We start from the raw sequence: 12,383 nt of genomic DNA on the forward strand, positions 1-12,383 counted from the left end.
GCACAGCCCCGATCAGTTCCCAGGTTCCGGGCGTGAAACATGTGGTGATCATTGGGTGCGATGGGTTGAGTCCTGACGGTGTCCAGAAGGCGAAAACTCCCAATATGGATGACCTCATGCGGCGTGGTGCTTATACGCTGCGAGCGCGCGGCGTGATGCCAACCTCCAGCAGCCCCAATTGGGCTTCAATGATTATGGGTGCCGGACCTGAACAGCACGGTATCACGTCCAATGCTTGGAGGCCCGACAAATTTGAAATTGCACCGACAGCAGTGGGGTCAGGAGGTATTTTTCCCACGATCTTCGGTGTGCTGCGTGAACAGCAGCCATCAGCGGTAATTGCCTGCTTCCACGATTGGGGTGGTTTCGGAATATTGTTTGAACGGGAAGCCTTGGACATCATTGAAGATACGGATGGACCAGCCAAAACCACCGAACGCGCTATCGCCTATTTCAAGGCAAAGCAACCTGAGTTGACGTTCATCCATCTCGATCACATCGATCACGCAGGGCATAAGTACGGTTATAGAACGTCTGAGTATTACAAATCTGTCGAAGAGGCAGATCGGCTCATCGGAGAAACCCTTCAGGGACTCAAAGCGGTGGGGATGCTGGAACAAACGGTCCTTATCGTTACTTCTGACCACGGGGGTGTCGGAAAAGGGCACGGCGGTGCTACGATGGCAGAGATCGAGATTCCTTGGATTATCGCCGGACCTGGGGTTACACCTGCAAAAGAACTGACCTCTTTCGTGAACATTTATGATACAGCAGCGACGGTTGCCCATATCTTCGGGTTGACTGCACCCGACTGCTGGATCGCGAAGCCGGTGTTGGAGGCGTTTGAAACACCATAATCGGCACTGATGGGTCTAACCCCAAAAAGATTTCAAAATCTTTTTTGAATGTTTTTATTAAATCTGTTATTATTTTTATAATTGATGCGGGTTTTCGGCACGGTTAAAATGTCTTCCGCTAACTCCCGTATCATTATTTAATCAAAATCCTCAACCTGAATAGGAGGATGTCTTATGAAAACTATATTGTGTCTTTTGGCGATTACGTTGCTTTGTACCTCTGTGGCTGTAGCAGAGGAAACCTTCTTCTCTGCATTGGAGAGCAAAGCAGAAGTAGAAAAAGAGGGCGGCACGGTTGATGGCGGGAGCTTCAAACCCGGTAAATTTGGTAACGGTTTTGTCAGCGAAGCGGTTGGCGATGTTATCCACTTCCCCGTGGAAGACCGCTTTGTTAACCTCGATGAAGGCACCGTTGAGTTGTGGGTAACGATGGGGTTGGATGCCAGCGACATCAAGGGTGAACTTTTCACCTTTATGACTTATAAACGCGGTACTGATGCCGTATTTCTGCAGTTCAACAGTGGCGGGATCGCACAGATGCGGATTAAAAGTGCGGGGTCATGGCACAACGCCAATAGTGCTAAACTCGACTGGAAAACGGGAGAACACCACCACATGGCAGGAACATGGGGACCTGACGGTTTGAAACTCTATTTAGATGGGAGACTTGAAGGTGAAGCTGGTTTCAAAAAGGGACCTACCGTCTTTGCACAAACCTTTGAGATTAACAACGCATCTCCACCGGATCCAAAATTTCCGACGAATTGTGTCGTTGATGGGTTGCGGCTCTCTGACCATCAGAAGGAACCCGATGAATTTGTGATGGACGATCCAGCGGATGTCCAACCGATTGGTAAACTCGCGACAACGTGGGCACGCATCAAACGCGCCAAGTAACAACCACGATAGGGACAGTTGTTGTTAACATTTGCACTATACAAGGAGAGCTGATAAAGCATGTACAAGACGGAGAGTCCGCTTTTCACGGCGGGGACGGAAGGCTACCATACATTCCGAATCCCCGCGCTTGTCCGGTCAAACGAGGGAACACTCTTGGCGTTCTGTGAAGGTAGGCGACACGGTGGTGGTGACTCAGGAAACATTGATATTGTTCTGAAACGGAGTTTTGATAACGGCGAAAGTTGGCAGCCGATGCAAATCGCTGTCTCTACTGGGACCGATACGGATGGCAATCCTGCTCCAGTCGTTGACCGTGATTCAGGCACGATTTGGCTCGTTTTCTGCAAAAATCTCGCTGACGGTGCGGAAGGGAAGATCGTTGCTGGAGAAGCACCACGCACCGTTTGGGTAACCGCCAGCACAGACGACGGGGAGACGTGGGCGGAACCGAGAGAAATTACAGATACAACGAAAGGCGAAGAGTGGACGTGGTACGCAACCGGTCCCTGCCACGGGATTCAACTCGCCGGCGGTAGATTGGTAATCCCGTGTGACCATGTGCTTGGAAACAATCGAGACTACGCCCAATACGGCTACTCACATCTGATTGTTAGCGATGACCGCGGTGAGACATGGCGGATTGGTGGTAAGGCACAACCCGGGACCAACGAGTCGGTTGTCGTTGAGACGGTGGATGGTGGACTCTATTTCAACTGTCGGAACTACGTCGCCCCGAAACGGCGTGCTTATGCGCGAAGTAGCGATAGTGGCGATACATTCACGGAATTTGGTTACGAGGAAGACCTCATCGAACCGATTTGCCAGGCGAGTATGGTGCGGTATACGGACGCGAATCAACACGACAAGAACCGTATCTTGTTCTCCAATCCCGCCAGTGAGAGTCGCGAACGGATGACAATCCGTATCAGTTATGATGAGTGTCAAAGTTGGAGCAGTGGGAAAGTTTTGCACGCGGGGCCCGCGGCGTATTCCGATCTCTGTGTCGATTCAGATATGAATATATGTTGTCTTTATGAGCGCGGTGAGGATGGGGCGTATGAGACGCTGTCGTTTGCGAAGTTCGATCTGGCGTGGCTGACGGATGGGGAAGATGCTTTGGGGTGATGTGAACTTGATTTTGCGTTGGAAGGATGGAAGGGTGGAAGAGGAATCGCCCTCCAATCTTCCATTTTTCCATTCACCACCGATGTCAATTCACGTATGTCAAGCGGCAGGGTTTCAACCGATAGCTATCTGTACACCCGCAGAACCCATGGAGGACATTCAAGTGAAAGAACCTATAGAAAAGCACCCAGAATTTGACCCCAAAACTTATACGGATCCTATCCTTGAAGAATGCTATCGCATCAAAGCAGAACTGAGTGCGAAATTTAAAACTCAGGCGGAATTCTCTGCGTATTTAAAAGCCGGAGAAGAAGAGGACAAACGCAACGGGATAAAATATGTCTCATACTATGACCCATCCAAGCGCATACCGGTAGAAAAATCCGAAGACAATGACTAACCACCAACGGGAACTCCCACAGAACTGATGAAGGATATGCAGATAAAAGAAGTAAGGTGGCTGCACTTTACCGTGATTGGGTAGCCGAAGCCACAACGCGCGGACTTGTCGCTGATACGGTTGACGATCTGTTATCTCGCCTCGGACCTCATTTCATCCTTGCAACAGATAAAGATGGTTGTATCGTGGGATTTGCCATCGCTGAGGTATCTTCGGAGTATCTTTGCATTTTCCCCGCGGCGAGAACTATCTGGTTTTGCATGATTTATATGTCACTCCCGATAGTCGGGGACAAGGTATTGGTTCTGGACTCGTAGCTGCTATCCTGCAATCAGGCAGAACCCATGGCATTCATTGCTTCACTACATACTCTGCGAACAAGCATTGGCAGTCAACTCTCGACTTCTATCGTGAATTTGGGTTTGAAACGTGGTCATTTTCGCTATTTCTTGATGAAACACCGATGTCTATTTAGCGACACATCCGCCTAACAACTACCGTAAATATTCCTCACCGCGGTGCTCAGCAATCCATGTTTTCAACGGCACATCTGTATCCGTGGGTTGCCACCAACCTTTAATGTCCACGATTAAGAAAAGAAAAACGACTTGACGAATGCCGAAACTGCTAAAAAGATAGAAACGACAATACCGCCAATTTCCCAATGTTCATTGGTATCTGCCTTACGCTCACTAATGTTGGTGACAACCCCATCAATTTTGGATTCCACGCGGTCCAAACCGCCATCAATTTTGGATTCCAGCCGTTGTAAATCCCCGGCTAACTTTACATCGGCGGTTTCTGAACGGCGGCGATCGTCAGTTTGTTGTAATTTTACATCGGTTATATCTTTCTGTAGACCGCCTACATTTTTTCGTAGGTCTTTTACATCCTCTGCGAGTTCAGATAACTTTTGTAGAATCAATTCATCTCTGTCCATTTTGGTGTCCTCTCAATTTTCATCAGCGCGTATCTTGTTTAGTCGCGATTCGGAGATCGCTCCTACCAGCGTTTCTCCTAATTATCCGATATTCCACACCGAAATTTAAGAGAAAACGTAAAATAGTCAGAGCCATTCAGTTTTCGGTTTTTCGTTATTTTTGTGGAAGAAGTCGCGATTCGGAGGGGACACCCCCTACCGTGGTGTGTCGGGAATCGGAGTGTTTTTGCTGGGGTGTTTCTTCCCTCCTACGGGAGAACTGAATGCGTCTGCGTCTCTCACATTCGGAATTGATTTCCATACAATGATATGATATAATAAATCGTTAAGAATTTCAACAATAGGAAGAAAAAAATGAGACGTTTTGGGATCCAGGGATGCGTGTATCCGAAAGAGAACTATGTTGTCCTCCGCACTGAAGAGGGCGCGGAGTTCATAAATCGTGTCAAAGATGGCAAGTACATCGTCCTTTTTGCACCGCGACAGACTGGAAAGACGACCTTTTTTCGGTGGGCCCTTGAGGCACTCACAGCGGAAAATCCGACCTATTTTCCCATTCAACTGGATTTTCAACTTGTACGCAACACGACACCTGCCACTTTTTATGAGCGGCTCTATAAAATGATCCGCTCAGAAATCGATAACGTTTTCCAGGACCAAGGTAACATACCTTCTGAAACGTCAACACAATTTTTGGCAAATACGCCACTCACTGATTCGTTTTCAATGGTAGAATTCTTCAAACAATTCGCGAGTTTTTTGGTCCACCACACACATTGGCAAAAGGTTGTGCTTCTCATTGATGAGTTTGATGGGATCCCTCAAGTTGTTGTGAGTGATTTCCTGTACGCGCTCCGCCATATCTATCTCTCCCGCAAGCCAAGATGTCTCCACAGCGTCGGCATTTTTGGTGTCAAAAGCATTATGCAGCTGGACTACGACAGGTCTGTCTCTCCTTTCAATATCCAAGATGAATTCCGTTTGCCAAACTTCACTTTGGAACAGGTGCAAGAACTGCTCGGGCAATATACGGACGAAGTCGGACAGACCTTCGCGCCGGAGGTCATTGAATCTATTCATAAGCAAACAGCCGGGCAACCTGTACTTGTCAACAGACTCGCGCAAATTCTCACCGAGGAGATGTGCATTCCCGAAACCCAGCCGATTATGATAGCACACTTTTTAGAGGCACATACACAACTCTTGCGCGGCAGAAACACTAATATTGAGCATCTCACAACAAACATACGCAAAGACATACGCTTTGAAAGAGTCTTGATGAGAATCATGGCACATGAGGATGGCGTGGATTTCAACCTGCGCGATGAGATTATCGATGAACTTGCCACTTACGGTGTTATCTCCGAAGGGGCTGATGGGCTCTGTGAAATCGCCAATCCAATTTATTTGTATGCTATTTTGCAGGCGTTTAAGCCAGCAGTGAATCGATTAGAGGATGAGTACTTTCCCGAAGACACTGGAGAAGGTTTTTTGGATTACTTGACCCCCACAGGACAGATGGACATGGAACGGCTACTCAATAATTTCCGGGACTTCATTGCCCGTGCTGGATTCAAGATTTTCCAAGTTCCAGATACACCACAGGAATCTGTTGGTCGGCACCTTCTCCTCACCTATCTCGACCAGTTTGTAAGACTCGTGGGGGGTGTTATGCACATTGAAGTACAAACAGGACGCGGCAGGATGGACTTGCTGATCACACACAAAGGGCGAAAATACATTATTGAGACAAAGATATGGCGCGGCAATAACTACTACCAGGCAGGCAAAAAGCAACTCGCGGCATATATCGCGTCGGAGAAGGCAACAGAGGGTTACTACGTCATATTTGATCACCGGCAGGCTCCGGAGCCGCGGGTAGAGACAGAAACTTTGGACGGTGTGACGATTCGGAGTTACGTCATTCCTGTGATGCAAGAAGTGCCCTCAAATACGCTTCATCGAAAGATGTAAAAACTACAGAAACACAAACGGAAAACCTTACCGCAGATATTCTTCCCCACGATGCTCTGCAATCCACGTCTTCAGGGGGACATCCGCATCTGTGGGTTGCCACCAGCCTTTAATGTCCACTCCGTCACCGAGGAGCTGCCGCCGAATTGGGTCGCATTTTTCAAGGATTTCGGGTGGCATGAGGTTGTAATCCAAGCCACGCAACCAGCGATAACTATAGCCCATAAACAGGACTTTCCGCGTTGCATCAGAGAAATTCCAGCCGCGTGAATGCCACATCCGTCTATCGAAAAGCACCGCTGTCCCACGTTTGACGAGCAGGTCTATAGCGCCTTCCGGGTCACCATCAGGGTCGTCATCTCTGTTGGGTGGACGGGTGTCGAGCTTATGACTACAGGGAACAATGCGCATCGCACCGTTGTCGCGATCGGTAACATCGCTTAACCAGTAACTGACCTTCAATGAGAGTCGCGGGTGTGGACGTTCCATCTCCGGTACAGGTCTGCCGCCGTCTTGATGCCAATGTGCGCCTTTGCGAACGCGTGGTTTATCGGAAGGTTCTGGGGGATACATGATGAGATGCGAGATGTAAAGTTGGATGTTCCAACCGAGAATATCCCAGAGCAGCGGGAAAACCTTCTTGTTGTCAAGCAGTTCCAACAATATATCGTCTTCGATGACGGTGCGAAACTTCGACATCAAGGCGTGGGGTGCCATCCCCGTTTTGGCGCGTTCCTCGGCATCAAGTCGATCTGCGACCTCCTCTAACGCGTCTACCATCTCAGGACTTATAGCATCCTCAACAATGAGGTAACCGGTGTTGTTGAACGCTTTGAGTTGTTCTTCCGTAGCACAGTATTCAAGCCAACTTGTATCCATTGTCATCTCCTTCAGATCTAACGGCGGATTTTAGACTTAATCTGCCCCCACGTCGTTGTGAGTTTTCCTGTGACTTCCACCGCAAACGCGATGCCTTCTTCCATATCCTCCTGAATCTGTTCTTGCGTGATTGCGACATTGAGAATACGGAGCTCATCAAGCGTGCCATCAAGCCAGATATGCTCATTCGCTTTCTTACCGATCCAGACTGAGGCTTCGTTTTTGTTGATGTCCCCTTTCCGCGCAACCTCTCCATCCAATTCACCGTCCAGATAGATACGAATTTCTTCTCCATCGTAGACCATGGCGAGATGATGCCATGTGTCCACCTCCATCGGTGTTGTGCCGTTTGCGACGGCAGCGGCACCGGGAGCAGTATAGACAAATCCACGGATTTTTCCACCGGGTGTATCAAAACCCCATCCACTTTCAGCGACGGAGCCTTTTCTAGCGATCACTGGATGCCCACCCGGAAAAGAAGCGGGTTTGAACCATGCTTCTATTGTCAGTTCATCGCCACCGGGAACAAGGCTGTCGTGATGCGGGACTTCAATGAGAGCACTTGCGCCATTAAAGACCAATGCACCGCCATTTTTCCCATCCTCCGTCCATTCAGCATCGGTGATTTCGCCGTGATTCTCAAACTCAGATAGGTCTGTCGCTTCATCAGCTGTCTCTTCGTCAAAGAGGTATATTAAAACCGTTTCCTCTTCAAACGCAGCGAAACAATTCATCCCTAAACAGAGCAGGAGCGCGAAAACTGTGAGCATTTGAGTCATGTGAAAATCCCCCTTTTTATTTCAATATCTGGATCTAAGGTTCTCGCCTTCTCAAAATCTGCGTTCGCTGTATCCTGTTGCCCAAGTGCCTGTTTGGCAAGCGCACGGTCATAATAGGTAAGGGCATCCCTCGGATCAATTTGCAGTGTTATATCAAAATCTTCTATCGCGCCAATAGAATTATCCATGGCTGCCTTCGCAGCCCCGCGTGTGTGATAGAAGGCAGCCTCCGGATCAAGCTTGATGGCTTTGTTGCTGTCAATTATCGCCGCGTGGTATAACGCGCCTGCTGCTCCTATATTTCCTATAGAGGTGTTAGATTTCCCTAAGAGATACCTCGTCCAAGCGCGACTGTTATAAGCGTCACTATACTTTGCGTCTTTTTTGATGGCTTGTGTATGGTCTTCGATCGCTGTTTCATAGAGTCGCTGCGCTTCTGCTATATCACCTTGAATTGCTTTGAGAGTGCCAATTTCGGATATTACCTGCCCTCGGCGACGGTAGCTCCCGGCATCCTCTGGGTCTAATTTGATAACAGCAGTATAGCCCTCAACCGCTGCTTGATACAAATTTTGTGCCCGTTCCAGATTTCCTTGCGCCGCTTCAGATGCTCCAGCGTTGCTCTGTAGAACACATCGATTACGGTAAGCTATAGTGTACTCAGGATTTAGTTCTATAGCTTTGTTATAATCAGTTATTGCCTCGTCATAATCCTGAAACATAGACTTCGCGACCCCACGGGTATTATATAATTCAGCATTTTCAGGATCCAATTGGATAGCATTATCATAGTCACTTATCGCCCCTTCAAAATCATCAAGTTTGGACTTCGCACGCCCACGATTTCTATAGGCCGCAGCATTTTCAGGATCCAATTGGATAGCATTATCATAGTCACTTATCGCCCCTTCAAAATCATCAAGTTTGGACTTCGCACGCCCACGATTTCTATAGGCCGCAGCATTTTCAGGATCCAATTGGATAGCATTATCATAGTCACTTATCGCCCCTTCAAAATCACCAAGGCCGGATTTCGTACGCCCACGATTTTCGTAGAAGCGAGTATTTTCAGGATTCAATTGAATAGCACTATCATAGTCTTTTATTGCACCTTCAAGATCACCAAGTTCGGATTTCGTACAACCCCGATCATTGTATAAAGAGGCATCTTCAGGCCCCAGTTGGATAGCGTTATTGTAATCGATGATTGCACCTTCACGATCATCCAACTCAACTTTCGCCTCGGCTCTGAACCAATAGGCCTCACTCAATTTAGGATTTAGTTGGATAGCTCTATTAAAATCAGTGATTGCCTTGCGATAACGTCGGTTCCAAAAGTTCTGTTTTCCTTTTAAGAGTTTGGCAAAGGAGCGAATAAGTTTTCGCCTGCGCCACTTCCTCAAAGGCTCCGCGGGTTCTTCCACTCGGTCAAGCAATGCCTTGAGCGCGTTTAACGAAATAGCGACACTGTGAAGTTCTCTATTATCTCTACTGACCAATGAACTGACGATGACCCCTATAACGTGTCTTTTTTCGTTTAACACAGGGCTACCACTATATCCATCAGATAGATTTGGTTTTATTTTGAACCATTTTTCACTTTCTTGGAAGCCATAAACGAACCCTTCTGTGACCTTAAATTTGCCATAAGGAAATCCGAAAATAGAAATAGGTTCATCCTTCTGTAGAACATCACTGTTAGAAAGTAGAAGTGGTATACCTTTATCGGTCAACCGATGTTATCAAAATGGATTTCCGCTCTACAATGGCATGAATATTTGTCACGACCTTGTCCGGTTTCACAAAAAATCCACTACCCCCGCCTTGTAAAGTGTTGAATAGGATGTGTCTGTGCTCTATGCGGACGCTGACATTACTATTTTGGGGTTTCTGAGTTTTTTCACAACAAGCCATTTTTAGAAACTTCGCCAGCAAAAGTGCTTGTACCAGTTCTGTTAATCCTCTACCCTCTCAATAATCTGTCCGGTTTCCCGATCTCTGAAGATGCGTTTCATTCTACCATCTGGCATCCGTTCCTCTTTGAGGAGGGCATACTGTTCATCAGCGTCTGATTGGCTTGCCTGTGCATCAGTCGTTTCGGCGGTGCCGCGCCAATCCTGAATTTCAACCGCTTCCCACTGTTTAGACTTCGCGGATTTATAACAGGCATCAATAATAGCGTTCACGACGTAGCCATCATAGAAGGTTTCTAAGGGTTCTCGTTCCTCGTCGATTGCGTTGAACATATCAAGGAACATGTCGCGATAACCGAGTTCCGCGACCTCATCACCAACTGGGAAAAGCCAACCGGTATCGCTTTCGGCTTTTTCAGCGACATAGCCACCTTGTCCAACAGCGGTGAACATCTCATAACCTGTGCGGAGCCAGTGATTGAGCCAGATCGTTCCCTCACTGCCGGAGACTTCATCTCGTAAATCCATGCCGCCACGGAACGCCCATCCGACCTCAAACTGTCCCATCGCGCCGCTCTCAAAGCGGATGAGTGCGATGCCGTGGTCCTCTGCATCAATCGGATGCACAAGGGTATCCGCCCAGCACACCACCTCAAGCGGTCTGTTGTTTTTGCCGACAAAGTTTCGGATAATCTCGATACAGTGGCATCCCATATCGACGATAGCACCACCACCGGCTTGTTCCAGATCCCAAAACCAATCGCTGTGGGGACCGGGATGTGTCTCGCGGGAACGCACCCATAGAATTTTCCCGAGTGCCCCGTTTTGGACGGACTCCAACGCCTTGAGAGTTTTTGGCGGATATACCAAGTCCTCAAGGTAACCCCCAAACACGCCTGTGTTTTCAACGATGTCCAGCATCGCCTTCGCTTCTTCAGCGGTGCGTCCAAGCGGTTTCGTACAGAGAATAGCTTTGCCTGCTGCTGCTGCGAGTTCAACCGCTTTCAGGTGCAAGTTATTCGGCAATCCAATGACAACAGTGTCTGTCTCTGGGTGGTTGATGGCTTCTGCCAAATCGGTTGTCGCGTGAGGGATATTCCACTCTTCGGCGAATGCGGTTGCGCGCTCTTCGCGTCGAGAGTAAACGCTGTGGACGCGATCTGCACCGCGTTGATTGTGGAGCGTCATCGTGTAGAACATTCCGATGAGCCCCGTGCCGAGCATTGTGACTTTGTGGCTTCTCAGTTCCGACATTATTTTTCCTTTCGCTACGATCTTTTAATTACAGCGGAAGGGCAGGCACAAGACCCGCCCCTACAAGCAGGGGAAACACAGGGAGGTCCGCCACCTTCCCTTTTGTTCCATCCATCTATCTTCCCATTATTGCGATTTGTATCCTGCGATGACACCCCAATCGTTAACTGTCCAACAGTGGTCCTGATCCGTCGCATGAACGCCCTTGAAGGTCGCGCCTCCCGGTATATTTGAGACTGTCCATGTCTGGCCACCATCGGTGGTATGTAAAACGGAATTGTAACCGCCAACAGCCCAACCGACCATAGCATCAACAAAGATAATATCGTGGAGATCGTCGTAGGATTCGGTCTTTTGCTGATTCCACGTGGCACCACCATCAGTGGTATGTAGGATCAAACCTTCCTGCCCACAAATCCAACCCGTGTTCTCATCAAGGAAGTGGATACCGAACAAATTATTATCAAAACCGGGGTCGCGTTTCTCCCAGTTTTCGCCGCCATCCGTTGTATGCAGGAGCGTCCCGAATGAGCCGATAACCCAACCTGTTGTGGGTGAAACAAACAAGATATTCTCAAGATTATTTCGGGTTTCGCCGACGCGTGCGCGTTCCGAGCTGCCGATCCAAGTTTCGCCGCCATCGGTTGTTTTGAGAATCGTATTCTCGGATCCGGCGATGAAACCGGTGGTTTCGTTAATCATCTGGATGCCCATCAAATTGGCACGAATGCCGCCTGGTCTTCCGCCACGTCCAGGGGTATCACTCCTCGCCATTTTCCGTGCCCAGGTTTTACCGCCGTCTTCAGTCTTCAGGATGGTGCCTCTACCGCCTGTGATATACCCAACGTTTTCATTTATAAAGTAGATATTATAGAGAGGTGCGGGACCGCCGCGCCCGAAACCTGCTGGGGGTCCACCACCGCCCCCGCCTGGTCTTTGCCCGGCACCTGGAGGACGCATATCAACTTCTACCTTCTCCCATGTCTTACCACCATCCGATGTTTTCAACATGAGACCACCGTTTCCAACGACTAAACCGTTTTGGTTATCCATGAAATAGACATCCTGTAACATTCCGTCGATGCCATCACCGCGGAGGATATCGTCTTCGCGCAGAACGGTCCACTCTGCATTGGCAACCGTCGCGAAAGAAAAAAGGAGCGTAAATCCAATAAACACTCCAAAAGAACCGATAATTGTTCTGATCATGGTAATCTCCTTTTTATTAGCCGTCAGCCATCGGAAACCTTTAGCCTTCAGCAAAGAGGTTTCTGGCGAAATTACATCCTTTTGCCGACTGCTGACGCTATTCTTCTGACCACTGACTGCTGATTGTCGACTGCTAACGGTTATCTTGCCGAC

Annotated in this window: 12 protein-coding genes; 6 read left to right on the top strand and 6 right to left on the bottom strand. The window is 48.5% G+C overall.

Going from position 1 to position 12,383, the window contains the following annotated elements:
• Nucleotides 1-32: 32 nt before the first annotated feature.
• The 5 genes from OXH39_16570 (at nt 33) to OXH39_16590 (ending at nt 3,599) form a co-directional block, all read left to right on the top strand.
• Nucleotides 33-857, top strand: coding sequence for an alkaline phosphatase (locus tag OXH39_16570; protein ID MCY3552077.1), 825 nt, complete (start codon nt 33-35; stop codon nt 855-857).
• Nucleotides 858-1,031: 174 nt separating this feature from the next.
• Nucleotides 1,032-1,754 carry a hypothetical protein gene (locus OXH39_16575; GenBank protein MCY3552078.1) on the top strand — a complete coding sequence of 241 codons (723 nt, stop codon included), beginning with the start codon at nt 1,032-1,034 and terminating at the stop codon, nt 1,752-1,754.
• A 60-nt stretch (nt 1,755-1,814) separates the two neighbouring features.
• Nucleotides 1,815-2,882, top strand: coding sequence for a sialidase family protein (locus OXH39_16580; protein ID MCY3552079.1), 1,068 nt, complete (start codon nt 1,815-1,817; stop codon nt 2,880-2,882).
• Nucleotides 2,869-3,282, top strand: coding sequence for a hypothetical protein (locus tag OXH39_16585; protein ID MCY3552080.1), 414 nt, complete (start codon nt 2,869-2,871; stop codon nt 3,280-3,282). The genes OXH39_16580 and OXH39_16585 overlap by 14 nt, the downstream gene beginning before the upstream one ends.
• 56 nt (nt 3,283-3,338) lie before the next feature.
• The gene (locus OXH39_16590; protein ID MCY3552081.1) at nt 3,339-3,599 is read left to right on the top strand and encodes a hypothetical protein; all 261 of its coding nucleotides are present in this window, start codon (nt 3,339-3,341) and stop codon (nt 3,597-3,599) included.
• A gap of 272 nt (nt 3,600-3,871) precedes the next feature.
• Here OXH39_16590 and OXH39_16595 read toward each other — a convergent pair whose 3' ends face one another.
• Nucleotides 3,872-4,222 (bottom strand): hypothetical protein, encoded by a 351-nt coding sequence (locus tag OXH39_16595; GenBank protein MCY3552082.1) that lies wholly within the window; start codon nt 4,220-4,222, stop codon nt 3,872-3,874.
• Between the two features lie 354 nt (nt 4,223-4,576).
• On the opposite strand from OXH39_16595, the gene OXH39_16600 reads away from it, so the two are divergent.
• Nucleotides 4,577-6,196 carry an AAA-like domain-containing protein gene (locus OXH39_16600; GenBank protein MCY3552083.1) on the top strand — a complete coding sequence of 540 codons (1,620 nt, stop codon included), beginning with the start codon at nt 4,577-4,579 and terminating at the stop codon, nt 6,194-6,196.
• Between the two features lie 27 nt (nt 6,197-6,223).
• On the opposite strand, the gene OXH39_16605 is transcribed toward OXH39_16600, so the two are convergent.
• From OXH39_16605 to OXH39_16625, 5 genes are all read right to left on the bottom strand, one after another.
• Nucleotides 6,224-7,075, bottom strand: coding sequence for a phytanoyl-CoA dioxygenase family protein (locus OXH39_16605; protein ID MCY3552084.1), 852 nt, complete (start codon nt 7,073-7,075; stop codon nt 6,224-6,226).
• A 17-nt stretch (nt 7,076-7,092) separates the two neighbouring features.
• Nucleotides 7,093-7,854: a LamG domain-containing protein gene (locus tag OXH39_16610; GenBank protein ID MCY3552085.1), complete on the bottom strand. Its 762-nt coding sequence runs from the start codon at nt 7,852-7,854 to the stop codon at nt 7,093-7,095.
• Nucleotides 7,851-9,398: a tetratricopeptide repeat protein gene (locus tag OXH39_16615; GenBank protein ID MCY3552086.1), complete on the bottom strand. Its 1,548-nt coding sequence runs from the start codon at nt 9,396-9,398 to the stop codon at nt 7,851-7,853. Before OXH39_16615 ends, OXH39_16610 begins: the two co-directional genes overlap by 4 nt.
• Nucleotides 9,399-9,809: 411 nt before the next feature.
• Nucleotides 9,810-11,021: a Gfo/Idh/MocA family oxidoreductase gene (locus OXH39_16620; protein MCY3552087.1), complete on the bottom strand. Its 1,212-nt coding sequence runs from the start codon at nt 11,019-11,021 to the stop codon at nt 9,810-9,812.
• Between the two features lie 126 nt (nt 11,022-11,147).
• A complete protein-coding gene (locus OXH39_16625; GenBank protein ID MCY3552088.1) occupies nt 11,148-12,230 on the bottom strand; it encodes a YCF48-related protein in 1,083 nt (360 codons plus the stop codon).
• Between the last annotated feature and the right edge of the window lie 153 nt (nt 12,231-12,383).

It is taken from the genome of Candidatus Poribacteria bacterium, from assembly GCA_026702755.1.
GTDB lineage: Bacteria > Poribacteria > WGA-4E > WGA-4E > WGA-3G > WGA-3G.

Coding starts and splice junctions, on each gene's coding strand:
- OXH39_16580 (MCY3552079.1), top strand. CDS start 1,815: ATGTACAAGACGGAGAGTCCGCTTTTCACGGCGGGGACGGAAGGCTAC.
- OXH39_16600 (MCY3552083.1), top strand. CDS start 4,577: ATGAGACGTTTTGGGATCCAGGGATGCGTGTATCCGAAAGAGAACTAT.
- OXH39_16575 (MCY3552078.1), top strand. CDS start 1,032: ATGAAAACTATATTGTGTCTTTTGGCGATTACGTTGCTTTGTACCTCT.
- OXH39_16595 (MCY3552082.1), bottom strand. CDS start 4,222: ATGGACAGAGATGAATTGATTCTACAAAAGTTATCTGAACTCGCAGAG.
- OXH39_16585 (MCY3552080.1), top strand. CDS start 2,869: ATGCTTTGGGGTGATGTGAACTTGATTTTGCGTTGGAAGGATGGAAGG.
- OXH39_16620 (MCY3552087.1), bottom strand. CDS start 11,021: ATGTCGGAACTGAGAAGCCACAAAGTCACAATGCTCGGCACGGGGCTC.
- OXH39_16605 (MCY3552084.1), bottom strand. CDS start 7,075: ATGGATACAAGTTGGCTTGAATACTGTGCTACGGAAGAACAACTCAAA.
- OXH39_16610 (MCY3552085.1), bottom strand. CDS start 7,854: ATGACTCAAATGCTCACAGTTTTCGCGCTCCTGCTCTGTTTAGGGATG.
- OXH39_16625 (MCY3552088.1), bottom strand. CDS start 12,230: ATGATCAGAACAATTATCGGTTCTTTTGGAGTGTTTATTGGATTTACG.